Origin of the sequence: Cytobacillus sp. FSL K6-0129 (genome assembly GCF_038007625.1) — a bacterium.
Taxonomy (GTDB): Bacteria; Bacillota; Bacilli; order Bacillales; family Cytobacillaceae; genus Cytobacillus; species Cytobacillus kochii.
In genome coordinates this window covers 4,444,009-4,470,240 of record NZ_JBBOXM010000001.1, presented here as the reverse complement: position 1 = coordinate 4,470,240, position 26,232 = coordinate 4,444,009, and the positions used below count along the sequence as shown (strand labels likewise).

Here is a 26,232-nt window from a genome sequence, read left to right as displayed (position 1 = left end):
GAGAGAAAATAACTAAGGTGGCGATTACTCGGTAATCTTCTTCATTACATTATCTAGTTTTCAAAGAACGATTGATGAATGGTAAGCTTTGGTATTCTCGTCAGCTTACGCTTCCTTGAATCCTTCGCTACTTTCACCTTATTTTGAGAGATTATACTCTCAAAACTGAACGAACAGTCTAACATCAAGTTAATTCCGTATATTCCTTAGAAAGGAGGTGATCCAGCCGCACCTTCCGATACGGCTACCTTGTTACGACTTCACCCCAATCATCTGTCCCACCTTAGGCGGCTGGCTCCAAAAGGTTACCCCACCGACTTCGGGTGTTACAAACTCTCGTGGTGTGACGGGCGGTGTGTACAAGGCCCGGGAACGTATTCACCGCGGCATGCTGATCCGCGATTACTAGCGATTCCGGCTTCATGTAGGCGAGTTGCAGCCTACAATCCGAACTGAGAATGGTTTTATGGGATTGGCTAAACCTCGCGGTCTTGCAGCCCTTTGTACCATCCATTGTAGCACGTGTGTAGCCCAGGTCATAAGGGGCATGATGATTTGACGTCATCCCCACCTTCCTCCGGTTTGTCACCGGCAGTCACCTTAGAGTGCCCAACTAAATGCTGGCAACTAAGATCAAGGGTTGCGCTCGTTGCGGGACTTAACCCAACATCTCACGACACGAGCTGACGACAACCATGCACCACCTGTCACTCTGTCCCCCGAAGGGGAAAGTCCTATCTCTAGGATTGTCAGAGGATGTCAAGACCTGGTAAGGTTCTTCGCGTTGCTTCGAATTAAACCACATGCTCCACCGCTTGTGCGGGCCCCCGTCAATTCCTTTGAGTTTCAACCTTGCGGTCGTACTCCCCAGGCGGAGTGCTTAATGCGTTTGCTGCAGCACTAAAGGGCGGAAACCCTCTAACACTTAGCACTCATCGTTTACGGCGTGGACTACCAGGGTATCTAATCCTGTTTGCTCCCCACGCTTTCGCGCCTCAGCGTCAGTTACAGACCAGAAAGTCGCCTTCGCCACTGGTGTTCCTCCAAATCTCTACGCATTTCACCGCTACACTTGGAATTCCACTTTCCTCTTCTGCACTCAAGTTCCCCAGTTTCCAATGACCCTCCACGGTTGAGCCGTGGGCTTTCACATCAGACTTAAGGAACCGCCTGCGCGCGCTTTACGCCCAATAATTCCGGACAACGCTTGCCACCTACGTATTACCGCGGCTGCTGGCACGTAGTTAGCCGTGGCTTTCTGGTTAGGTACCGTCAAGGTACCGGCAGTTACTCCGATACTTGTTCTTCCCTAACAACAGAGTTTTACGATCCGAAAACCTTCATCACTCACGCGGCGTTGCTCCGTCAGACTTTCGTCCATTGCGGAAGATTCCCTACTGCTGCCTCCCGTAGGAGTCTGGGCCGTGTCTCAGTCCCAGTGTGGCCGATCACCCTCTCAGGTCGGCTACGCATCGTCGCCTTGGTGAGCCGTTACCTCACCAACTAGCTAATGCGCCGCGGGCCCATCTGTAAGTGATAGCAGAACCATCTTTCAATCTAATTATATGTATAAATAGATATTATCCGGTATTAGCCCCGGTTTCCCGGAGTTATCCCAGTCTTACAGGCAGGTTGCCCACGTGTTACTCACCCGTCCGCCGCTAATCTTTGGGAGCAAGCTCCCTCAGATTCGCTCGACTTGCATGTATTAGGCACGCCGCCAGCGTTCGTCCTGAGCCAGGATCAAACTCTCCAATAAAGTGTTTGATTAGCTCATTTGCACCTATGGTGCTTTGTTGCTGATAAATCAGCTTTTTTAGAATTACGCTTGACGTTTTACGTTCGTTCAGTTTTCAAAGAACAATCTCGTTCGCTTTAGAAGCGACTTTCCAATAATAACATATCTATTATTATGGAGTCAATACTTTTTTAAATCATCCGTCGCGTTAGCTGTTTTTCATACAGTTATTAGCGACGGTTATTAATATATCATCATTTTTTTCCTGGGTCAACCACTTTTTGCTTTTTTAATATAATTTATTACAAACTGTAATATCGGTGTTTAATCCCTTTTCCTTTTGTTTCTTCACTAATCACTTTAATAAACCCTTTATCAATTAAGTATTCTAGTAGAATCACCAAATCCACTGAGTAGTGTCTCAGTTCTTTATGCTGGATGATTTCTTGAATTGTCCAAACTGATTGTTCTGCTAAAACTTCAAGTAAATGGCCAACTCCAGCCTTTGTTCGTGAATGAATTAAAAATTCACTAGCTAAAAATAATAGCTCTAACCTTTTCTCAAGCGGCTCATGACTTTGTACTAACTCTTCATAAAGTTTCATTATTTCTGGTTCCATATGGCGAATTTGATTCCACAATGTTACTTCTGGATGGAAACCATTTTCTATAATTGAAAGCCTTGCTAAATGATGCAAAGAATGAACAACATTATTATAAGCATCGAAATAATTCTGATTTTCAAACAAAGTTTTCCCATCTGTATATCTTCTTATCAGCTTAGCAAACTCTAGTCCCATTTTGAGCTTTCTGTCCTTGAAAGGGAATTCGTTTAATTTATCACGCAAGTTTCCTATATATTCATTGCGATCAAATAAAACCTTCCCACTATAAAGCCAGTCAAAAATCTTCCTATTACTCCCCATAAGTATCCATTGATCCAATTGTTGCTTCGTTATTATTTGCATTGAGGCTTTCTTATCTTCAAATGTGTAATGCTTCACAAAAATAGGCGTATCCGCATTTTCTACGATAATTAATAGTATTGCATCAAACGTATCTCTATTTGAAATTGTCTTTTCATTTCCCTCTACAATTAACACACCTAGTGTATTTAGTTGACTAGCTCTTTCTTGATAAATAGGACGGAGTATATCTTCCATCATAACGCCCCCATAATTTCGTATTAATATATATTAGTTCGACAATTCATCTAAATTTCCTTTGATAAACACCAACAAATAGTGACAATTTTTTTATTTTTTCTTACAATGATATGATATAGTTAGTGTTTAGGAGGGAACAAAATGGCAAAAAAATATTCGAGTAAAATAAATAAAATAAGAACCTTCGCTTTAAGCTTAATATTTGTTGGATTTATTGTCATGTACATAGGTATCTTTTTCAGAACTTCACCATTAATTATGTCTTTATGTATGCTGCTTGGTGTATTATTCATTATTGCTAGTACGGTTATTTACTTGTGGATTGGCATCCTTTCAACTAAAGCAATACAAGTTGTTTGCCCAAATTGTAACAAGCCAACCAAAATATTAGGACGGGTTGATATGTGCATGCATTGTCGTGAACCACTAACGCTCGATCGCTCACTAGAAGGAAAAGATTTTGACGAAAAATATAATCGAAAAGATACTTCATTAAAACAGTAGATTTTCACACGCCAAAAAGGATGTAAATCTTAAAACAAACAATATGTTTACTCATTTGTATAGAAAACTAAACAAAAAAATACAGAGAAAAAGCTGGCAGCAGTACGCTGACAGCTTTAGACATTTTTTAATGCATTTCTTTTTTCTTTGAACACTCTGGACATTCCCCATAAACTTCCATTCTATGGTGACTTACTTTAAAGCCAGTCACATGTGCTGCTAATTGTTCAACTTCATCCAAACCAGGATAATGAAAATCAACAATTTTACCACAACCTTCACAAATGACGTGATAATGTTGTGTTGTTACAAAATCAAATCTGCTGGATGAATCTCCATAGGTTAGTTCTTTTACTAACCCAACCTCACGAAATACTCTTAAATTATTGTAAACTGTAGCCACACTCATATTTGGGAACGTTCCCTCTAATGCTTTGTATATGTCATCAGCTGTTGGGTGCGTCATTGAGTTTATTAAATATTCAAGTATCGCATGACGCTGTGGAGTAATGCGAACCCCTGTATCTTTTAACGTATCCAATGCTTCTTTAAGATGTGTTTGCGCCACCGTCATGCACCTCTCTTCTATTCATTCTTAAATTATAATCTTTATAAATAGTTTACTAATAATTATTGAAAGTTGTCAATAACCGCGTTTCAAGAAGTATGTTTTTCTTATTTTATCATATAGACTAAACTCATCTAATATTCCATCTTTAATAAACTTAACTTTGTTAATACCTTTGTATTTCTCATCCCACAAATCAACAGATCTAACCTGTCATCATAAAAAATTCCGGACTCATTTTAAAAGTCCGGAAAATATATTTGAGGAGGTATGCCCTAGTTTAATCATATTCAAACTAGCTTTACTTGCGTGGACAAAAGCCTTAAATTTTTTAAAATGGGCAAGTTATTATCATGTTATTTAAAAGCCTAACCTTTTCTATCCTGTAAGAAATGCAATGCATCCTCTACATGTCCTTTTACTTTCACTTTTCGCCACTCTTTTATTAGTCTGCCTTCCTCGTCAATCACAAATGTAGAGCGTTCAATCCCCATATATTCTTTACCAAAATTCTTTTTCAACTTCCAAACTCCGTAGCTTTCTGCAACTTCATGATTTTCATCTGCAAGCAAAAGAAATGGTAACCCATGTTTCTCAATAAATTTCTCATGACGTTTAATTGGGTCAGGACTGACACCAATAATGACCGTATTCACATCAGAAAAGTCATTATGCTTATCGCGGAAATCACATGCCTCAGTCGTACAACCAGGTGTCATATCCTTAGGATAAAAATATAATACGACATTTCTCCCGCGAAAATCTTCTAGATTAACAACTTCTCCATTACTTGCTTCTAATGTAAATGCGGGTGCTTTTTCTCCAAGTTCTATACTCATAAATCGTTCACTCCTTAACCACGTTTTTCTTAGACTATAAAAAACAAGAGTGAAATACAAGTAAACACCCTTCTTCTCATTGATCATTCTTATTATCAATATTAAAAACAACTCTTGCGACAAATGCTGTTGGAATGACATAACCTATCAACGCTTCAACCATCGCAACCATACGGCCTAAACCCACAGGGATAACATCTCCATAACCCAATGAAAAAAGAGTAACAGCACTAAAATAAAAACCTGATGCAAGACGATCTAAGAAATTAATACCTCCATAGCTTGTTTCATCTATTAGCACAACATGCCCATTTAAATCGAGAATAATATATATTAACCCAAAAGCAATTAAAATCGTAGCATATAGACAAATTAAATAAAAAAAGTTATCTAATGACACCCATCTTCCCTTCGTTCTTTTAGGGGTTAAGAGGCTTTGCATACTCATAAAAATACATAATGTAACAGTAAAAATAACGAAAAAAAATAGCAAGACTAACCTCACCTCTCTCGTGACGGTATTACCATTATACGTTCAACCTTTTGAGAGTATGACAAGTTGTCTTACTGACTATAGATATGAAAATATTTTGCTTTTAACATATCGATAGCTTACATGTTAAAATATAAAGGGAGATTATATTACTTAAGGAGGAATATTGATGCATTTTATCAATTCCGAACGACTACATAAAGAAGCTGTTGAACACATTGTCGGGGGCGTAAACAGCCCTTCTCGTTCTTATAAAGCGGTTGGTGGAGGATCACCTGTTGCAATGGAGAGAGGCCAAGGTGCTTACTTCTTTGATGTAGATGGGAATCAATATATTGATTATTTAGCAGCCTATGGACCCATTATTACAGGACATGCTCACCCTCATATAACGAAAGCCATTAAAGAAGCTGCCGAAAGAGGAGTACTATTTGGCACACCTACTCCGTATGAAGTAGACTTCGCTAAATTGCTAAAAGAGGCGATGCCTAATTTAGAAAAAGTAAGATTTGTGAATTCCGGTACGGAAGCTGTGATGACAACCATAAGGGTTGCAAGAGCGTATACAGGAAAAGATAAAATAATTAAATTTGCCGGCTGTTATCACGGACATTCAGATCTAGTACTAGTTGCAGCTGGTTCTGGTCCGTCAACCCTTGGTACACCTGATTCTGCCGGGGTACCTCAATCGATTGCAAAAGAAGTAATCACCGTTCCTTTTAATGACATTGATTCATTTAAACAAGCTATGGATAAATGGGGACATGAGATTGCAGGAGTTTTAGTAGAACCGATTGTAGGGAACTTCGGTATTGTCGAGCCCTTACCAGGGTTCTTGGAAGAGGTAAATGAGATAAGTCATTCACATGGTTCACTCGTTATATATGATGAAGTTATTACCGCTTTCCGTTTTCACTATGGAGGTGCACAGGATTTATTAGGTGTGCAACCAGACCTCACAGCATTAGGAAAAATCATTGGCGGCGGCTTACCCATTGGTGCCTACGGTGGAAAAAAAGAGATTATGGAGAGTGTTGCTCCACTAGGTCCCGCCTATCAAGCAGGAACAATGGCAGGAAACCCTGCATCAATCTTAGCTGGAATTGCTTGCTTAGAAGTATTAAAACAACCTGGGGTATATGAATACTTAGATAGATTAGGTGAAAAGCTTGAAGATGGCATCATGAATGCGGCCAAGCAGTTCAATATTTCCATATCAATTAATCGATTAAAAGGGGCATTAACTGTTTATTTTACTGATGAAAAAGTAATCAACTATGAACAAGCAGAAAATACGGACGGTGAGATGTTTGCTAAGTTCTTCAAGCTTATGTTAAATAGAGGCATCAACCTAGCACCTTCCAAATATGAAGCATGGTTCCTTACAATTGCTCATACAGAAGAAGATATTGACGCTACCATTCAAGCAGTCCATGATACTTTCGAAGAATTAGCCAACCAATAAATAAAATATTCATTTTTTATACACAAAAAGAGAGCCTACTAGCTCTCTTTTTCTCTTGATACATACTATGAAAACGTTTACAAATATAGATTCCGCTATACATTTTTATACATTCTCAACCTTTTCCATATCCATAAAAATGTATAAATAATTGATTTCTGAAAATTCATGTGATATGATAATGAAAATATTCTGTATAATTCCTTCGTTACCGAAACACTTTAATGCGTTACCCAGTTAAATAACATTTCAATTAACTTCGCTAGAAATCTTAACAATCTAGCAACCTCAAAAACATTACTAAACTAGGAGGTGAACGGCTTAAGGCATTGCCTCAAAAAGCCGAATACTATGACTCAACAATGGACCCCTTCCCAATTCAAAAATTTTAATAATCAAGAACACGATGCATGTGGGATTGTTTCTTCATTAGAAAAAGAAAAAATTCCAACACGTGAAAATATTTTCAGTTGTATAGATGCATTAGTAACAATGAACCACCGTGCAGGATTTATTAATGGAGAAGGAGATGGCGTCGGGATTCATATCGATATCCCCCGTACACTCTGGAAAGAAAAACTTAAAAATGCTCAAATCGATTCAACAGTTGTTGACACACCCAATTTTGTCGTCGGTCATCTCTTTTTCACTCGTAATGAACAAAGTGAAACCTTCAAAACAGAAGTACGCCAACTTCTTGATGATAAAGGGTTTTCTTTAATTTTCGAATCAGATGAAGTGACAGATTCTTCTGCACTTGGCCCAATAGCGATTCAAGAGAACCCTGTTTTTTGGCAAATTGCATGTATGGTTGATAAAAATGAAACAGATCTGAATCAAGCGATATTAGAAGTTATTGTAGAAGCAGAAAAAAATGAATTTATTCACGTAGCATCCCTTAGTCAGTATCATGCTGTATATAAAGTAATGGGAGCTGGCGATATTTTACCTAAATACTACCATGACCTAGCAAACCCATTGGTAGCTTCGACTATGACTCTTGGCCATAATCGTTATTCGACTAATACACTCTCAAGCTTTTTTCGTGTGCAACCATTTGCCGTCTTAGGGCATAATGGTGAAATTAATACGATTGCAAAATTACGCGACGAAGCTAGAATGATTAATGTACCACTCGTTAGAGGAGGTAGTGATTCCCAAGATTTAAGCAGAACCATTGAAACACTCATTTGTAGAGATGGCTATTCATTATTTGAAGCGATGGACGTACTCTTCCCTCCAATCATTAACGAAATCAAGTCATACCCTCCTCATTTGCAAGATTTATATACTTATATAAGGGAAGCATGGGGACATTTCGCTCAAGGGCCTGCTGGAATTATCTCAAGATTCGGAGACGAAGCAGTATATAGTGTAGACTCCCTTGGATTAAGACCCCTTTGGATGTTAGAGACTGAAAGTTCTTATTTATTCTCATCTGAACCAGGGATTATTTCATCGAGTGAATATGTAAATGAACCAAAGCCCTTATCTCCTGGTGAAAAAGTTGGCTTCAAATGGAACGGTAATAAACTAGAAAAATATGAACATGAAAACTATCAGGAAGAAACATTTAATCGCTTCTCTTCTCGTGTAAATGTTAAAGATTATAAAAATCGTTTAAGTGCGCCAGTTTTGAATAAAGTAACTACAATGGCTTTCCCTACAAAAATTCATAATGGTCAATATAAAGCGTTTGGTTGGGAAAGAGACCATGTGAACTTAGTAGAACAAATGGCAGAAAAAGGCGCGGAACCTATCCGTTCACTTGGCCATGATGCTCCATTAGCTGCTTTAAATGGTGAGAGAACAAATATCGCTGATTTTATTAAAGAAAGTGTCGCAGTTGTTACGAACCCTGCCATCGATAGAGATAGAGAAACAGAACATTTCTCTACTAGAACAATTATCGGTAAAAGACCGTCGCTCTTTAATAATGAAGAATCAATAGATGTACTTGAATTACAAACACCATTATTAATAGAAGGAAAATTAGGATACGAGTGTGTTAAGGAAATCAATCAGCCTAGCTATGATCAAGTAACTGAATATTATCAAGCACAAAAGAAAATTGCCTATCTTTCTATCACTTTTTCAAAAGATGAAACGATTAAAGAGTCAATTTCACGCTTATCAAAAGAAGCGATTGAATCAGTTAAAGCTGGTAAAACACTTATTGTCTTGAATGATGCTAGTGCTCATCAAGAAGATTCCTACTGGATGGATCCACACTTAGTCGTATCTGCCATTGATCAAGCATTAGTAAAAGAAACAATAAGGAGAGACTGTTCTTTACTTTTACGTTCCGCTTCTATCAGGTCATTACATGATATTATTACAGCTTACGGTTTAGGTGCAGATTTAATTAGCCCATATTATATGTTTGTAACTGTTGCTAACGAAGAAATAACTCCTCTTGTTAACTTATATTCAGCTTTAACAAAAGGGTTGGAAAAGGTAATCTCTACAATCGGTATTCATGAACTAAGAGGATATGGTCGCTTATTCTCAACTATTGGCTTAAACGAAGAAATCGCTGAATATTTAAATATCATCAATTTCTTTGGTTCAGGTGAGCTTAAATACAATTTTGGTCACATGAAAGAAGATGCTTTATTAAGAGCTGAAGACTTTATTAACGAGAAAAACAGAATCGGGAAAACCTTCCATCTATTCCCGAGAATTTGGAAAGCAATTGGTGAAGTTGCATCCACAGGTGAATATGATGCTTACCGTGAAAAGATAAGCGAACAAGAAGCTCAGAACCCAACAACCATCCGTCACCTAACTGATTTTAAACAATCAGAAACCAAAATTTCACCAGAGGATGTTAATATTTCTGTTGGAGATCATAACTTACCATTCGTTATTTCTTCTATGTCATTTGGTTCTCAAAATGAAATTGCTTTTAGAGCCTATGCAGAAGGTGCAGAAAGACTAAATATGATTAGTTTAAATGGCGAAGGCGGAGAAATAAAAGATATGCTCGGGAAATACCCTCGTACAAGAGGTCAGCAAGTTGCCTCAGGACGATTTGGAGTAAACGCTGAGCTTCTTAACTCTTCTAACCTCCTTGAGATTAAAATCGGCCAAGGAGCAAAACCAGGTGAAGGTGGACATCTACCAGGCTCTAAAGTAACAGCTAAAATAGCTGAAGCTAGAAATGCAACAATTGGATCTGATTTAATTTCACCTTCAAATAATCATGATATTTATTCTATTGAAGATTTAGCACAAATGATTCATGAATTAAAAACAGCGAACGATAAGGCGAAAGTGTCAGTTAAAGTTCCTGTTGTGCCTAATATTGGAACAATTGCTGTAGGGATCGCTAAAGCTGGTGCGGATATTATCACTTTAAGTGGGTTTGATGGCGGTACAGGTGCAGCTAGAATCCACGCGCTCCAACATGTTGGATTACCAGTTGAAATTGGTGTTAAAGCGGCACACAACGCCTTACTAGAAGCTGGATTAAGAGATTATGTTGAGCTATGGGCAGACGGCGGCTTAAAAAGTGTTAGTGATGTTTTAAAAGTGATGTTACTCGGTGCAAATAGAGTCGGGTTTGGTACTTTATCAATGTTAGCCATTGGTTGTACAACTTGCCGTGGGTGTCATCTAGATACTTGTCATGTTGGAATTGCTACGCAAATTGATTCAGAGGCACAAGCAAAAGAACATGGGTTAAGAAGATTCGTTCCTCGTCAATTTGAATCTGCTGTCCAAGGTTTAGTTAACTTATTTTCTGCTTTCGGTAAAGAACTGCAAGCACTTGCGGGTAGCATCGGTATTCGCAATTTACAAGATGCCATTGGACGTACAGATTTACTTGAACAAATAAAAGGAAAAGAACAATTGAATTTAGACTACTTACTTCGTACATTAGAGATTTCACAGCTCACCAATAATGAACAACCTAAAGAAGTGAGTGAGGCACAATTACAAGTAGCTGTTGGTGCTGAATATCTAGACAAGAGTGTAGAAGAATTACACCAATCGCGTACCTTCTCTAATGTTACTTCAGAGCAAAGGGTGCTTGGTAGTCGTGTATCTTGTCACCGTGTAAGAGGACGCTTAGATGGATCATATAAAACCCTTCCTCCAGTTGACCTCAAATATAATGATGGGTCTATCCCTGGTAACGGATTAGGAGCCTATAACAGTTTCGGCATAAACATCGAAGTAGCAGGCGGTGCACAAGATGGTATTGGTAAAACTTCCTTCGGTGGTCAAATCTTAATTTTTAAATCGAAAGGTAAGAATGGACAGTATTATAATGGATCTGTTGGAAAAGGTTTTGGCTATGGTGCACAAGTGGGACTTCTCGTTGCCCAAGGAAACGCTGATGCAAGAGCTGGTATTCGTCTATCTGGAGCTGATATGATTATCGGTGGACAACTAACAAGTGCAATTCCAGAGAAGGAATTTGGGAAAATCGGTACAAATGCGAATATTAAGGGATTTGCGTTTGAATATATGACAAACGGTCGCGGCATTGTATTAGGTGATCCGGGCCCATGGATTTGTGCAGGGATGACAGGTGGCGTCGTCTACTTAAGACATCAACCTGAAATGGGATTAACAAAAGCGGCAATTGAAAGAAGAATAGCTAAAGGTGCAAAAGTAAACGTAACCGAGCTTGACCAAAATGGACTAGATGATGTAAAAGAACTATTAGAAAAATATATCAATCTATTGATGGATCAAAACCAAGAAGAAGAAGCAATTGGTTTAAAAGCTCTTTTATCAGATTTAAGTAGTCACTTTTTGCAAGTTGTTCCAGTTAAAGAACAAGCCGATCCTTCTGTTTCAACTGAGTGATATAACATACATTTCTTTTGCTAAGAAATACTAATTTGATTTTGTTTTTCTGCTAAACTTGAGACACGAGGAATTCTAATGATGAATTTCTCGTGTTTCTTTATGAATTTATGTGACTCATTTCACTGGGAGTGCGGAAACAGATTCGGGCTTCAACATTATCGGTTATCCGTTTGTCTTTAAATGCCAATCTGAAGTTAATTGATATTTCGCCTCATTTCTAGCTAATTATTCTCTCTTGCTGGATTTTGATGCGATTCTCTGCTAGTCCAAACAAATTTCTCCCTCTTGCTTGCCTTTTGATGTATTTCTATTTTTTCATTTAGAATTAATCAACTTTAATTTTTTATTAATTTTAACGACTTTTCATATTTGTCTATTGAACTTATACTAATATCCATGTATAGTACATAATTGTTTAATAAAGAAAAAAAACGTATAAAGTAAGAGTGGGTGTTTATCATGACAGCCATACTAATGATTGAGCAGAAAGGATTATTTAAATATGAAGCTTGGCGCCCGCATTCTGAAAACGGGGATCGCAATCATACTATCTTTATTTTTAGCAGAACTTTTTCAACTCCCATCTCCTGTTTTTGCAGGGATTGCAGCTATTTTTGCACTGCAACCAACGATTTATCGTTCTTATTTATCGGTACTTGAACAAATTCAAGGAAATATAATCGGAGCAGTAATCGCGGTATTATTTGTACTATTATTTGGTCATGAAATTCTCATTATCGGTTTAGCAGCAATAGTGGTTATTACGATTAATTTAAAATTAAAACTTGATAACACTATTGGTTTATCACTCGTTACAATGGTAGCGATTATGGTCACACCAGGAGATACCTTTACTGAGTTTGCCATTCTTAGGTTCTCGACAGTTATCCTCGGGATATTTTCTGCATTTATTGTTAATCTGGTGTTTATTCCACCGAAATATGAGAAGAAGTTATATGTAAAGATTTCTAATCTAACCGAAGAAATTACAAAGTGGATTCGCTTAAATATAAGGCATGCCTCTGAACATCATTTATTAAAGAATGATATACGGACCATGCAAGAAGGATTAACAAAGATTGATACGCTTTTTTCTTTATATAAAGAAGAACGTAATTACTTTAAAAAGAAGAACCATTCCAAACCGAGAAAATTAGTCATTTACCGGCAAATGAATGCCGCGAATAAAAAAGCTCTAGAAACTTTAACAAAGATGCATCGCTTTGAGAATGATTTAGCAGAAATGCCGGAAGATTTTCAACACCTTATCCAGCAACAATTGGATATTATTACTCATTATCATGAACATGCGGTATTAAAATTTATTGGGAAAGTTCGACCGGAAGTCGTTTTTGAAGAAGGCGATATTACTTTAAGCAGAAAGGAACTTTTCACGCTCTTTTTAGAACAACAACATCTCATTTCAGATGATGGGCAGGTAGAATTAGCTCATACTATGCATATTGTATCTGCAATGATGGATTATAATGAACAAGTGGAACGATTGAATTGCCTTATTAGTAGCTTTCAAAAGTTCCATAAAGAAGACTCTTCTTTAACATTAGATGAAGCCGTTGACGAACAATAATCAATAAGAGGCTACCGGATATAAAATCTCCGATAGCCTCTTTTCCTCTAAATTTTTCTAATTCTTCATCCTCGGATCTAAGGCATCTCTTAATCCATCCCCCATTAAGTTAAAGCCGAGAACTGTTAACATAATGGCTATGCCAGGGAATATCATTGTCCACGGTGCTTGGATAAGTAACACTCTTGCATCTGAAAGCATTTTACCCCATTCCGGATTCGGTGCCTCTGCTCCTAAACCTAAGAACCCTAGAGCTGCTGCTTCAATAATAGCCGTACCAATTGCCAGAGTTCCTTGAACGATAATAGGTGCCATACTATTGGGAAGTACATGCCTAAATAGAATTCGATTATTTTTCATCCCAACTGCCTTCGCGGCTACAATATACTCCTCTTGTTTAACACTTAAAACTTTTGAACGAATTAACCTCCCAAAATTAGGAATATTAATAACAGCTATCGCAATTAATGCATTCTGCAGTGATGGTCCTAAGACGGCCACAATAGCAATTGCCAAAAGAATACTTGGGAAAGCAAGCATTATATCAAAAATCCTTGAGATAATCGTATCGATCCATCTCCCGTAATACCCCGCAATAATCCCTAATAAAGAACCCACAACAGCCGAACCCATTACCGCTAAAAAACCAACCCATAACGATATTCTCGCACCAAAAATCACTCGCGAAAAAATATCTCTCCCAAAATCATCAGTTCCAAACCAATGTTCCGCTGATGGGGCTTGAAGCCTATTTGCCATATTCTGCTCATTAATGCCCTGTGGCGCAATGAATGGTGCAAAAATGGCTAACAGTATAAAAAATACAACAATCCCTGTACCGACTAAGGCAATTTTGTTTTTCATGAAGCTTTGTAACGCCTCCACCCAAGGCGATTGTACTTTATCTTCATTATTTTTTGGCTGAATAGGTGGTTTATTATTTACTGACACTTCCACGTCTATTCCTCCCTTAACGATAATTAATTCGCGGATCGATTGCAGCGTACAATAAGTCTATGAATAAATTAATCATGACAAATATAAATGCAATCACTAATATTCCAGATTGAATGACAGGATAATCTCTCGCACTAATCGCATCGTAAATATATCTGCCCATACCCGGCCAACTAAATATCGTTTCGGTAAGAATCGCACCACCTAACAATAATCCTGTTTGCAAACCTATCACAGTAAGAACAGGAATCACTGCGTTTTTTAATGAATGCTTGTACACAACCCAAAACATTCTTATTCCTTTAGCTCTTGCTGTTCTAATATAGTCAGATTTCATTACCTCTAACATTGAAGATCTCGTTATTCTAGCAATGATGGCCATTGGAATTGTAGCTAAAGCAAACGCTGGCAATATTAAATGACGTAACACATCAACAAATTGATCAAACCTACCTTGAATCAATGTATCTATTAAATATATATTTGTTATAGATGTAACAGGGTTCCTTACCTCTTCCCTTCCAGATGTCGGTAACCAATCAAGCTGAATAGAGAAGAACCATTGTTCCATCAAACCTAACCAAAAAATAGGTATAGAAACACCGATCAGTGCTAAAATCATCGCTATGTAATCAAACCAAGAATGCTGAAACCATGCACTTATGATACCAGCATTAACCCCTATAAAAATGGCAATTAACATTGCGCAAAAGGATAACTCTAAAGTTGCTGCTAAGTATGGCCAAATTTCCTGATTTATCGCTGTATTGGTTTTGATTGATTCTCCCAAATCACCAGTCAATAAATCTCCCAAATATGTAAAGTACTGAATATACCACGGTTGATCTAACCCGAGCTGTTGCGTTAAGGCATCTATCGCCTCTTCCGTAGCTAATTGCCCTAATATGATTTGAGCTGGATCACCGGGAATTGCACGAATCATTAGAAAAACAATCAGTGATAAACCTAATAGAACGGGTATTAATGCAATTAACCGCCTAACTGTGTAAGTAAACATCTTCTCACCTCTATTACTACATTATTATCAGATGAATAGAAAAGGGAGTGTGCCACTCCCTTTTTCTATCTCTATTGATTTATTGACTGACCTCCACATGTGAAAGCAAATCAGACCCTGTCGGATGTGGTAGGAAATTCTTAATATTAGATTTCCCAGCTAAAATAGGACGTGAATGTACAAGCGGAATCCATGGTGCATCTTCTTTTATAATTACTTGTGCTTGTTTGTATAACTCATCTCTTTTCGCTTGATCAGTAGTTGCTTGCGCTTCTAATAATAAATCATGTACTTCACTGTTTTTGTAGTAAGTGTAGTTATTTGAACCGATGGCATCTTCATCTAATAATACATACAAGAAGTTATCTGCATCACCATTATCACCTGTCCATCCAAGTAAGAATGAATCAGCTTCTCCATTATTAGCTTTTTCTAAATATGTTCCCCATTCATATGAAACAATCTTAGCTTTAACGCCAATTTCAGCAAAATCAGCTTGTAGGGCTTCAGCTATTTTTTGGCCGTCCGGCATATATGGTCTTGGAACTGGCATTGCCCATAATTCCATCTCAAATCCGTCTTCATATCCAGCTTCCTTAAGTAATTCTTTTGCTTTTTCTGGATCGTATGGATAGTCTTCAATTTCATCATTATAACCAGAGATTACCGGTGGCATTGGATTTACAGCTGGGTCCGCTGCGCCAGCATAGAATGCATCGATGATTTCTTCTTTATTCACCGCATGGTTAAGTGCTTGACGGACTAACTTTTCCTGTAAAGGACCTCTCGTATTCGTTAATCCAACATAAGCAACATTCATTGTCGGTCTCTCAAATGTTTGTAGGTCTGGATTATCTTCAATTTGTTGGACGTCGCTGAAATTCACACCATCAATTAAATCAACTTCTCCTGAAGCTAAAGCGTTTAGTCTTGCAGAGTTCTCAGGAATAGATCTGAAAATGACTGAGTCTAATTTTGGTAAACCTTCATCCCAATACTCTTCATTTTTTACGATTGTGATTCTGTCATTTCTTTTCCATTCTTGAAATTTAAATGGACCCGTTCCAACTGGGTTTTCAAGGAATTTATCACCATGCTCTTCAATGGCTGTTGGACTGGCGATACCAAATGGTGACATCGCTAAGTTTTTATAGAACGGTGCAATTGCTGTATTTAACTTGACTTCAACCGTATAATCATCAACTGCTGTTACACTATCAACCTTATCTCCAAATTGAGAATTGTAATAATAGAATTGTTCTTTATTCCCTGCCATCCAACGTTCGAAGTTGAATACGACAGCTTCCGCATTAAAATCTGTTCCATCATGGAACTTAACTCCTTCACGTAGTTTAAGTGTCTGAGTCAACCCATCTTCACTTGTTTCCCAATCTGTTGCTAGACCAGGATGAAGCTCCGTATCTTGCTCACCAAATTCAACAAGCGTTTCAAAAATATTTTTCGTTACTTTAAAAGCTTCACCTTCAGTTGTAATTGCTGGGTCAAGAGAAGTTGAATCTCCTCCTCGACCAAAAACAAGTGTTCCTCCAGTGCTCCCTTCATCTGCTTCTCCGCCTTCATCTCCATTATCACCTGACGTAGAACTATTACATCCAGCAAAAATAAGCGTACTAACCATTAATACAATAAGTAGCCAAAAACTTTTCTTTTTCTTCATTCTTCATTCTCTCCCTTCTAATTTGCAATCTCTTTCTCATATAAATGGCAAGCCACCATATGTCCATCTTCTATTTCCTGCAAAAGTGGTCGTTCTTGCTTACAAATCTCCATACATTTTGAACATCTCGTATGGAAAGCACAACCGTTTGGTGGATCAGCAGGGTTAGGGATATCTCCAGATAGCACTCCCTGAGTAACAGCTATTTCTGGATCAGGGATCGGAACGGAACTTAGAAGTGCTTCTGTATATGGATGAAGTGGCTTATCATACAATTGTTTAGCGGTTGTTAACTCAACCATTCTTCCTAAATACATAACTCCTACACGGTCGCTAATATGTTTGATCACCCCTAGGTCATGGGCGATAAATATATAGGTCAGACCGAATTCTTTTTGTAAATCTTCTAATAAATTCAATACTTGTGCCTGTATGGATACATCTAGAGCAGACACAGGTTCATCAGCAATAATTAATTTGGGTCTGGTCATTAATGCGCGCGCAATTCCAATCCGTTGTCTTTGCCCCCCACTAAATTGATGGGGATAGCGTTTAGCATGGTAACCACTTAATCCAACAACTTCAAGCATCTCTCTTACCTGCTTCTTCCGTGTAGCTTTATCTCCAATCCCATGAACAATTAAAGGTTCTTCTAATATTTGTTCGACTGAGTGACGTGGATTGAGTGAAGCAAATGGATCTTGAAAGACCATTTGCATGTCTTTTCTCAATTTTCTCATCTCATAATCTGATAATTTCGTAATTTCTTTACCGTTAAATGAAATTTTCCCTTCGGTTGGCTCAATTAATCTCATCAACATCCGTCCAGTTGTTGACTTCCCACAACCCGATTCACCAACGATTCCTAATGTTTCTCCTTCATTAACAAAAAAACTAATATCATCTACTGCTTTTACATCCGCAACTTTGCGATTAAAAACGCCAGCAGTAATCGGAAAATATTTTTTTAGATTTTCTACTTCTAATATTGCTTTACTCATGAGACTTCCCTCCTCTTCTCATGTAGAAAGCATCTTACCGTATGCTCTTCACCATCTTCCATAAACAATACAGGGTCTTCCATTACGCAGCGTTCATGAGCAAATTCACATCTTTCAGCAAAACGGCAACCTTTTGTAATTGAGCCTGGTTTCGGTACATTGCCTGGAATAGAATATAATCTGGAATGCTCTCCCCTAATATCTGGAACCGACTTTAATAACCCCTGTGTATAAGGATGCTTTGGGTTTTTAAATAAATCTCCTACCTTTGCTTCTTCTACCACTTGTCCTGCGTACATTACAATGACACGCTCACACATTTGCGCCACTACTCCAAGGTCATGTGTAATCATCATAATAGAAGTTTGCAAAGTTTTATTTAGCTCTTTCATCAGACCAAGAATTTGCGATTGAATGGTTACATCCAAAGCAGTTGTTGGTTCATCAGCTATTAGTACTTCGGGATTACAGGACAGTGCCATGGCTATCATTACCCGCTGTCTCATTCCACCAGACAACTGATGCGGATACTCTTTCATTATCGCCTCTGCCCTTGGTAAGCCTACTAGCTTTAGCATTTTAAGTGCGATTTCATTTGCTTCTTTTTTTGTCTTTTTCATATGTATTTTGATGCCTTCTGTCATTTGTTCCCCTATTTTAAAAAGCGGATTGAGGCTAGTCATTGGCTCTTGAAAGATCATAGCAATTTCATTACCACGAATTTCTCTCATTCTCTTTTCATTAGCCCCTACTATATTCTCACCGTTAAGTAGTATTTCCCCGCCAACTATTTTCCCAGGTGGTTGCGGCACAAGCTTCATAATAGACAATGATGTTACGCTTTTACCACAACCTGATTCACCAACAATCCCTATTACCTCTCCTTTATGAATAGTAAAACTTACCTGATCGACGGCGGTTACTTCTCCGTCTTTAGTTACAAACGAAGTTTCTAGATTTCTTACCTCTAATACTGGAGATTGCGTCACTATGTCACCCCTTTATCAGTTTCTTCTACATTCTCCCTCCGTTTTTTAATATTTTATAAAATATGTAAGAATAAGTCTATTGTTTTTTCAGAAATATTTAAATATAATTATAATTCTTTAAAATTACGCTAGTTTATTATTTTTTTATAATATAATTCCGAATTTTCCAATTATTAATATAATAAAATAGCAATTTATATATTTTATAGAGTCGGGAGTCACAAGCCTTATCTGCATTTACATTCGAGTGTATCTTAGGAACTACCTGTTTTCAGATACTAACTCAAGCCAACAGAAACTAAAAAATCACATACATGTCTAAATTCTAAAAAGAATTTTACATGAATGTGATTTCGATAGCGTTACCATCTAATTACGATTCGAGTTGTTGTACTTGGAAAAGCTTATAATAATGACCCTGTCTCTCCATTAATTCCTCATGTGAGCCCGTCTCCACAATTTCACCATATTCAACAACAACAATGCGATCGGCATGTGTGATTGTAGATAATCTATGAGCGACGATAAACGTCGTTCGATCCGTTGCCAAATCATTTAATGCCTCTTGAATAAGATGTTCGCTTTCTAAGTCTAATGCTGAGGTCGCCTCATCTAAAATAAGAATTGGAGGGTTTTTCAAGAAAATACGTGCAATAGCAATTCGTTGTTTTTGCCCACCGGAAAGCTTTACTCCTCGTTCTCCCACTTTCGTTTCATACCCTTCAGGCAAATCCATTATAAATCCATGTGCATTAGCTGCCTTAGCTGCTCTAATGACCTCTTCATCACTAGCATCAGGCTTTCCGAGTAATATATTTGCTTTTACTGATTCACTAAACAAAATATTATCTTGTAGTACCATACCAATATGATCTCGTAAACTTCTTACTTGGAAAGAACGAATATCTTCACCATCAAGTAATATTCGCCCACCTGAAACATCATAAAAGCGGGGAATTAAACTAACTAGTGAAGATTTTCCTCCACCACTCATTCCAACAAGTGCAATGGTTTCCCCTTGTTTCACATCTAAATTAATATCACGAAGAACAGCACCATCTTCATTATTATATTTAAAATGAACATCTTTGAACTCAATATGGCCAGCTACATTTCTACAAGGGATAGCATTTTCTTTATCATCAATATCATATTTTTCATCAACTAATTCAAACACACGGTCCATTGAAGCGATAGCTTGTGTCAATGTTGTCGATGAATTGACTAGCCTTCTAAGTGGATTATATAAACGGTCAATATAAGCTACAAATGCCATCATAACACCTAAAGTGATTTGTCCTTGTATTACTTGATATCCAGCAAAAGCAATTACTAGGAGTGGAGCAATATCAGTAATTGTATTCACGACTGCAAATGCTTTCGCATTCCACTTTGTATGATCAATAGCCTTTGATAAAAAGTTACTGTTATGCTTCGTGAAATTTCTTTGTTCATAATCTTCTGTGGCAAAACTTTTAATAACGGCCATTCCTTGAACTCTTTCGTGTAAATAACCTTGAACCTCAGCTAAAGCTTGTGATCGATCTCTTGTTAACCTTCGTAAATTTCCAAAGAAATACTTTACACTTAATGCATAGAACGGCATTAAAATAAGCGATACAATCGTCAATTTAACATCCATCGTAAACATAATTGCAACAGCTATAATAATGGTGGCCATATCCAGCCATAAATTCATCAGTCCTGTAACAACAAAATTCTTTGTTTGCTCTACATCATTTATGATTCTAGATATCACTTCACCTGATCGATTATTCGCATAAAATTTAAAGCTTAATTTCTGAATATGAGTAAAAAGTTTATCTCTAATATCAAATAAAATCTTGCTCGCTACCCATTGTGCGAAATATTGTCGATAATATTCTACTGGTGGCCTTACAATTATAAAAATAATCAACATCATACCCATGATCGTTAAAAGTTGTGTCATTTTTTCAGGTTGTGTAAGCGCATCATTTCCGACTATATCATCGATTACATATTTAATTAACAGCGGGATTAACAATGGTATTGCAAATTTCACAATACCAATTAGTATTGTTAAGAAAATCTGTAGGCGATACGGCTTAACAAAATGCATATATCTTTTAATTATGTTCAATTTTAGCCTGTCACCCTTTTTGTTCATTTATCTTTTAATCTATCCAGATTGTCATGATTCATTTCTTCTTCAAGCCTTCTAGATATTCATTATGTAAAGATAATACCATTTATTTTTCATGCCAAATAAAAACCTGTTGTTTATCATATCAACAGGCGCAAATAAAACATTTTATCTTCGGTAAGTTAAGTATCTTTCATACCAACCATCCACAAAATCCGGTGCAAAAGGACCTTTTCGTTGTCTGATTAAGAATATCAACTTGTCCACATTTGCCCACAAGATTTTATCAATCGGTGTGGGGTAACGCATTTCTTGCCGATGACGCTCATATTCATCTTCATCCAATAAATTAAACGTCATATCCGGAAAAACTTTAATATCTAAATCGTAATCAATATACTTAACCGCCTCTCCATCGTAAATAAAAGGAGAGCTTAAATTACAATAATAGTACACGCCATCTTCTCTCAGCATTCCGATAATATTAAACCAATATTGTGAGTGAAAATAACAGATTGCCGGTTCTCTCGTAATCCAAGTTCGACCATCTGATTCAGTAACCATTGTACGATCGTTTGCTCCAATAATTAAGTTTTGCGTACCTTTAAGGATTGTTGACTCTTCCCAGACGCGATGGATGTGCCCATTATGTTTATAACTATGAATTTGTACCGGTTCACCTTCTATGGGTACCGCCATTCTTTTCCCCTACTTTCCTTTCTGGAAGCTTTGGAACCTTTTATTAAAAAGGACATCCTCTCAAACTTATTACCTTCTATAATGCTTCCGATAAGTTGATTGATGCTTAAAGGTAACAAAGTGCAGATCCTATTTTCTATTTATTATAACGTTAAAAAATGAATTTTAAAACAAAGACAGCTTAATTGTCGGTAGATTCAGCAGTAATTGGGTATGTAATGCTCATCCTATTGTATCATTCTTGCCTTTAACATATGTTTACTAAACGATAATCTTTGCATTTTTCATATTTTGTTTGCGAAACAATTTCACAACTTCATTCGTTTGCTGTTCGAATACAGCCACTATTTCATCTAATTCATCATTCATTTTTTGGATTTCACTGTGAATATCGCTTACAGCTGTTCTAGAGCGTAAACGAGAAAGTTCATTTTGAAGTTCATGACATCTCTCCACTTCACTTTGCAAATAAAGTAAATGATCCATTGTTTTCATTTGTTCTTCAACCAATGCTTGAAATTCTTTCATAAAAATACACCAGCCTTTAAAGTCTTTTCTAACCTATTCTATCTTTTTTGTATCGATTCCTTTGCAGATTATTGTTGATGAGATAGAACTTTTGTCGAAATAAAAGAAGACTAAATATAAAAAAGCACCCCTTTTGAAAAAAAGGAGCGCCTTTTATGAAGAACTATTGTTGATTTTGGTTGTTTTGGTTTTTCGCTTTTTGCTTATTAGCTTCAGCTTGTTGATTTTGTTGTCTTACTTCTTGAGCGTTTGTTTCACTCGCAAATTCTTGATTATATTGTTGTTGGTTTTGTTGTTGTTGATTTTGCTTTTTAGCCATCCTAATCACCTCCACGCTCATTAATTTAACCAGAGCGAGAGGAATTATCCATTTTTTTCGAAGTAATTATATTCCGAATATTACATCAAACCAATAATGAGATGCCACCATCCACTATTATCGTTTGTCCACGAATCATGCTAGCATCATCAGATACTAAAAACATGACCGAGTTGACCATATCATCAATAGAGACCATTCTACCTGCTGGCGTTTTTTCACTTGCTTCAGCTAATAACTCTTCTCTATTCGGAAAATGTTTTAATGCCTCTGTATCCACTGCTCCACCTGATACGGCATTTACACATATATTTTTCGGTGCTAATTCAACAGCTAAATATCTTGTTAAAGCCTCAACAGCAGCTTTAGAAACACCGACTACAGTATAATTTTCCAAGTAGCGAATAGAACCTAGTGAGCTAATGCTGACAATCTTTCCACCGCCATTTTTCTCCATTAACTTAGCTGCTTCTTTCGCACAAAATAACAACGCTTTACTATTAATATTCATTGTCCAATTCCAATGAGTTTCCTCTAGTTCCATGATAGGTCTTTGTACGCCTGATGCAGCATTACTAATGAAAACATCTAAACGGCCAAACGTTTCATCTATTTGCGCAAACATTGATTTTATTTTTTCATTATCGCCGACATTTGCTTTAATTGTTAATACTTTTCTTCCTAATGATTCGATCTCCCGAGCGACTTCTTCCGCTTGTGAACGACTACGAGCATAGTTTAAAACAATATCATAACCCTCTTGTGCAAGTCTCAATGCAGTAGCTCTGCCAATGCCTCTGCTACTTCCTGTAATTAGTGCAACTTTTCCTTCATTCATCTAAAAACTTGCTCCTTTCAATGTTCAATTCTTCCATCGTACCCATTTTATCTTGTTGTGTTATGATTGACAATCTCATTCATCCATTATCCCCTTATACTGCATGTACTGCTTGAACATTTTTTGATGGGAGACGGGAAATGGATATTTTTTTATGTCTTCTAAGGATACTAACTTTACATTTTCTGTTTCGGTTACTGAATGAATTTCCCCTTCATACAAATTGATATGCCATGTAAGATGCGTGAACACATGATCGATTTGACCAATACGCTGTTTAATTTTCAAATGCGTATCGTATGACTTAGATAATTGATTTTGGAGTTGCTGTTTATCTGAATCGATTTGAAGATGAATTTCTTCATTAGGAAACTCCCATAAATTAGCTAATAATCCTTTATTTGGCCTTTTGCGGATTAATAACTGCCCCTTACTATTAGAGAGAATGGCGGAAGCAATCTGAACATGCTTTTTTTTCACCTTTTTAGTTTTTACAGGTAATTCCGCTTGCTTACCTTCATAAAAAGCATGACAATGATCCCTCACTGGGCATAATAAGCAAGATGGGGAAGTTGGCGTACATATAAGCGCACCTAACTCCATTAAAGCTTGATTAAAATACGATGGGTTGTCATGAGAAATTAACTCTCTTACCGCTGCTTCAAATATTTTTCTCGCTGAAGCTTTAGCGATATCATCCTCGATCATGAGAATACGTGAAAGAACACGCATCACGTTGCCATCAACTGCAGGTTCTGGCTCGCCATAGGCAATACTTAATATCGCACCAGCAGTGTAAGGGCCAACACCTTTTAATGCAGAAATATCCTTAATATTGTTAGGTACTACTCCGTCATACTGTTCCTGTACTTCTCTGACTGCAGATTGTAAATTTCTTGCCCTAGAATAATAACCAAGACCTTCCCAAAGTTTCAGCACCTTTTCTTCTTCCGCTTCTGCAAGATCTTTCACTGTAGGAAACGCCTCCATAAAACGTAAAAAGTACGGGATAACGGTGTCGACTCTTGTTTGTTGGAGCATGATTTCAGACACCCATACTTTATATGGATCTTTATCCTTTCTCCATGGTAGGTCTCTCTGCTCTTTTTCAAACCAAGATAATAAATCCTGTTGAAATGCATAAATATCTATAGGATTATCTTTTAGTTGAGAATTGTTCATTTTTTTTTAACCTCCATGATTTGAAACTATGTTAATTAGGGAATATACTAAATAAAATATTAAAAACAAAAAGGAGGAATTCCTCTTTTGGATACCGGAACTCACGTAGTCATGGGACTGGCGCTCGGAGGACTTGCAACACTTGACCCCGTTGTTGCCAATAGTTCAATAACAGCAGCAAGTGTAATGGTCGGTACAATAATTGGATCACAAATACCAGATATCGATACCATATTAAAATTAAAAAATAATGCTTCATATATAAGAAATCATCGGGGTGTTACTCATAGCATTCCAGCGGTGATACTATGGCCATTACTAATAACAGGTGTTATTTATTTATTTTTTCCGGAAACAAATCTTTTTCACCTTTGGTTATGGACCTTTATAGCTGTATTTTTACATGTATTTGTCGATATTTTTAATGCTTATGGCACACAAGCTTTAAGGCCATTTTCATCGAGATGGGTAGCATTAGGTATGATCAATACATTTGATCCGTTTATTTTTGCCATGCACGTCTTTGGCTTGTTTCTGTGGATATTCGGAATGGACCCAGGATATACATTCCTAGTTATTTATTGTATTTTATTTATTTATTATATTTTACGTTATTTTGCAAAGAAATCCGTTGAAGCGAAAGTTCAAAAGCTCATCCCTGACGCAACAGAAATCATTATATCACCAACTATGAAATACAACCAATGGAGAATTGCTATAAAAAATAAAGATAGCTTTTTTGTTGGACGCGCCCTTAGAGGTCAAGTTCGTATTGTTGATCAGTTTAAGCGTGTACCTATACCAAAAACACCGATTTTTAACGCAGCAACGAAAGATAAGAATATCTCTGCCTTTCTTTCCTTTTCTCCAGTATATAGATGGGAAATTGAGACAATCGAAAACATTGTAGAAATTAGATTTATCGATTTAAGATATCGTAGCAATGAATATTATCCATTTGTTGCTGTTGCCCATTTAGACAAGGATTTAACGATCATCAACTCATATACGGGCTGGATATTTAGTGAGGAGAAATTGAAGAAGAAATTAGATATTATTACAAATTAAACAGTAAATGTGCAAACACAACAAATAAGCTCCCCCATTAGCTCCTATTAACGAACGGGGGAGCTCTCTTTTATGGCTTAATTCATTTTATTTTTATCTTCCTCAAGTAAATGCTTATATTTTGGATTTTTTGCGATAAACTCATGTAATTTAGCCCCATGATTTTCAATCCATTGGCTGACTACTTTAGCAGTCATCTCTTCACCCTGATATTTTTTTCCTGCCTTCGCATAGGTCGCTTCAAAATCCTCCCAAAGCAATTCAATCCATGTTCTGGCAATGTGAACAGACAATTGATCATTTATTTCCAATAAACGATTAAGAAGTTTATTTTGAAATTCATTCATCTTTTACCCTACTTCCAAATTATTTTTTCCGTGTGTGAAATACGTATTTGCTTATACTAATGAATAGGCGAAGTGAATAAATGACGCTTCGCAAATATTTTTAGAAATGAGGCAAAAACGATGCGTAATAAAGCCGCTCATTTCCCTAATCAGAACCACAATAAGTTTGACGGTGAGCCACGTGCCAAAGCTGAGTTTGCTTCCAAAAGAGCAGATGGAACGATACAAACACAGCCACAGGAACGGATGAAGGCATCATCAAATCGCAATAGCAATACAACTGATTTTTAAACTTAGG

The 26,232-nt window shown here is 37.0% G+C and carries 22 protein-coding genes and 1 rRNA gene; 6 read left to right on the top strand and 17 right to left on the bottom strand.

Features of this window, described 5'->3' with window-relative positions; genetic code table 11:
• Positions 1-210: 210 nt before the first annotated feature.
• Positions 211-1,759 (bottom strand): 16S ribosomal RNA (locus MHI57_RS22720).
• A gap of 281 nt (positions 1,760-2,040) precedes the next feature.
• The gene (locus MHI57_RS22715; protein ID WP_251163047.1) at positions 2,041-2,901 is read right to left on the bottom strand and encodes a nucleotidyltransferase-like protein; all 861 of its coding nucleotides are present in this window, start codon (positions 2,899-2,901) and stop codon (positions 2,041-2,043) included.
• A 144-nt stretch (positions 2,902-3,045) separates the two neighbouring features.
• On the opposite strand from MHI57_RS22715, the gene MHI57_RS22710 reads away from it, so the two are divergent.
• Complete coding sequence (locus MHI57_RS22710) at positions 3,046-3,408, top strand: YgzB family protein (protein WP_095369990.1); 363 nt, start codon at positions 3,046-3,048, stop codon at positions 3,406-3,408.
• A 127-nt stretch (positions 3,409-3,535) separates the two neighbouring features.
• Here MHI57_RS22710 and perR read toward each other — a convergent pair whose 3' ends face one another.
• The 3 genes from perR to MHI57_RS22695 form a co-directional block, all read right to left on the bottom strand.
• Positions 3,536-3,976 carry a peroxide-responsive transcriptional repressor PerR gene (perR, locus tag MHI57_RS22705; protein ID WP_180317040.1) on the bottom strand — a complete coding sequence of 147 codons (441 nt, stop codon included), beginning with the start codon at positions 3,974-3,976 and terminating at the stop codon, positions 3,536-3,538.
• A 368-nt stretch (positions 3,977-4,344) separates the two neighbouring features.
• A complete protein-coding gene (gene bcp / locus MHI57_RS22700; RefSeq protein WP_095369992.1) occupies positions 4,345-4,815 on the bottom strand; it encodes a thioredoxin-dependent thiol peroxidase in 471 nt (156 codons plus the stop codon).
• 76 nt (positions 4,816-4,891) lie between these two features.
• A complete protein-coding gene (locus MHI57_RS22695) occupies positions 4,892-5,215 on the bottom strand; it encodes a potassium channel family protein (protein WP_340978266.1) in 324 nt (107 codons plus the stop codon).
• Between the two features lie 262 nt (positions 5,216-5,477).
• Here MHI57_RS22695 and MHI57_RS22690 point away from each other — a divergent pair, with 262 nt between their 5' ends.
• The 3 genes from MHI57_RS22690 to MHI57_RS22680 all read left to right on the top strand — a co-directional run bounded on the left by MHI57_RS22690 (position 5,478) and on the right by MHI57_RS22680 (position 13,185).
• Entirely contained in the window at positions 5,478-6,773 is a 1,296-nt protein-coding gene (locus MHI57_RS22690; protein ID WP_095369993.1) for a glutamate-1-semialdehyde 2,1-aminomutase, read from the top strand.
• Positions 6,774-7,124: 351 nt separating this feature from the next.
• The gene (locus tag MHI57_RS22685) at positions 7,125-11,594 is read left to right on the top strand and encodes a glutamate synthase-related protein (protein WP_340978265.1); all 4,470 of its coding nucleotides are present in this window, start codon (positions 7,125-7,127) and stop codon (positions 11,592-11,594) included.
• Positions 11,595-12,099: 505 nt separating this feature from the next.
• Positions 12,100-13,185: an FUSC family protein gene (locus MHI57_RS22680; protein WP_095369995.1), complete on the top strand. Its 1,086-nt coding sequence runs from the start codon at positions 12,100-12,102 to the stop codon at positions 13,183-13,185.
• 57 nt (positions 13,186-13,242) lie between these two features.
• On the opposite strand, the gene nikC is transcribed toward MHI57_RS22680, so the two are convergent.
• From nikC to mutY, 11 genes are all read right to left on the bottom strand, one after another.
• Positions 13,243-14,136 carry a nickel transporter permease gene (gene nikC / locus MHI57_RS22675; RefSeq protein WP_233435343.1) on the bottom strand — a complete coding sequence of 298 codons (894 nt, stop codon included), beginning with the start codon at positions 14,134-14,136 and terminating at the stop codon, positions 13,243-13,245.
• Between the two features lie 19 nt (positions 14,137-14,155).
• Positions 14,156-15,160, bottom strand: a complete 1,005-nt coding sequence (locus MHI57_RS22670; protein WP_340978263.1) for an ABC transporter permease — start codon at positions 15,158-15,160, stop codon at positions 14,156-14,158.
• 79 nt (positions 15,161-15,239) lie between these two features.
• Positions 15,240-16,838 (bottom strand): ABC transporter substrate-binding protein, encoded by a 1,599-nt coding sequence (locus MHI57_RS22665; protein ID WP_095369998.1) that lies wholly within the window; start codon positions 16,836-16,838, stop codon positions 15,240-15,242.
• A 17-nt stretch (positions 16,839-16,855) separates the two neighbouring features.
• Positions 16,856-17,839 (bottom strand): ABC transporter ATP-binding protein, encoded by a 984-nt coding sequence (locus MHI57_RS22660; RefSeq protein ID WP_095369999.1) that lies wholly within the window; start codon positions 17,837-17,839, stop codon positions 16,856-16,858.
• On the bottom strand, positions 17,836-18,828 hold the full coding sequence (locus MHI57_RS22655) for an ABC transporter ATP-binding protein (RefSeq protein ID WP_095370000.1): 993 nt from the start codon (positions 18,826-18,828) through the stop codon (positions 17,836-17,838). The genes MHI57_RS22660 and MHI57_RS22655 overlap by 4 nt, the downstream gene beginning before the upstream one ends.
• Before the next feature lie 373 nt (positions 18,829-19,201).
• Positions 19,202-20,950: an ABC transporter ATP-binding protein gene (locus MHI57_RS22650; RefSeq protein ID WP_095370001.1), complete on the bottom strand. Its 1,749-nt coding sequence runs from the start codon at positions 20,948-20,950 to the stop codon at positions 19,202-19,204.
• Positions 20,951-21,121: 171 nt separating this feature from the next.
• Positions 21,122-21,652 (bottom strand): nucleoside tri-diphosphate phosphatase, encoded by a 531-nt coding sequence (gene ntdP / locus MHI57_RS22645; protein ID WP_095370002.1) that lies wholly within the window; start codon positions 21,650-21,652, stop codon positions 21,122-21,124.
• Between the two features lie 261 nt (positions 21,653-21,913).
• Complete coding sequence (locus tag MHI57_RS22640; protein WP_095370003.1) at positions 21,914-22,180, bottom strand: YgaB family protein; 267 nt, start codon at positions 22,178-22,180, stop codon at positions 21,914-21,916.
• 163 nt (positions 22,181-22,343) lie between these two features.
• Positions 22,344-22,499 carry a gamma-type small acid-soluble spore protein gene (locus tag MHI57_RS22635; protein ID WP_224935696.1) on the bottom strand — a complete coding sequence of 52 codons (156 nt, stop codon included), beginning with the start codon at positions 22,497-22,499 and terminating at the stop codon, positions 22,344-22,346.
• A gap of 85 nt (positions 22,500-22,584) precedes the next feature.
• On the bottom strand, positions 22,585-23,337 hold the full coding sequence (gene fabL / locus MHI57_RS22630; protein ID WP_095370005.1) for an enoyl-[acyl-carrier-protein] reductase FabL: 753 nt from the start codon (positions 23,335-23,337) through the stop codon (positions 22,585-22,587).
• A gap of 75 nt (positions 23,338-23,412) precedes the next feature.
• Positions 23,413-24,519, bottom strand: a complete 1,107-nt coding sequence (mutY, locus tag MHI57_RS22625; RefSeq protein ID WP_307317989.1) for an A/G-specific adenine glycosylase — start codon at positions 24,517-24,519, stop codon at positions 23,413-23,415.
• A gap of 87 nt (positions 24,520-24,606) precedes the next feature.
• Here mutY and MHI57_RS22620 point away from each other — a divergent pair, with 87 nt between their 5' ends.
• Positions 24,607-25,587 (top strand): metal-dependent hydrolase, encoded by a 981-nt coding sequence (locus MHI57_RS22620; protein ID WP_095370006.1) that lies wholly within the window; start codon positions 24,607-24,609, stop codon positions 25,585-25,587.
• A 77-nt stretch (positions 25,588-25,664) separates the two neighbouring features.
• On the opposite strand, the gene MHI57_RS22615 is transcribed toward MHI57_RS22620, so the two are convergent.
• Positions 25,665-25,934 (bottom strand): YfhJ family protein, encoded by a 270-nt coding sequence (locus tag MHI57_RS22615; protein WP_095370007.1) that lies wholly within the window; start codon positions 25,932-25,934, stop codon positions 25,665-25,667.
• A 120-nt stretch (positions 25,935-26,054) separates the two neighbouring features.
• Here MHI57_RS22615 and MHI57_RS22610 point away from each other — a divergent pair, with 120 nt between their 5' ends.
• Positions 26,055-26,225, top strand: a complete 171-nt coding sequence (locus MHI57_RS22610) for a small, acid-soluble spore protein K (RefSeq protein WP_095370008.1) — start codon at positions 26,055-26,057, stop codon at positions 26,223-26,225.
• The last annotated feature ends 7 nt before the right edge of the window (positions 26,226-26,232 follow it).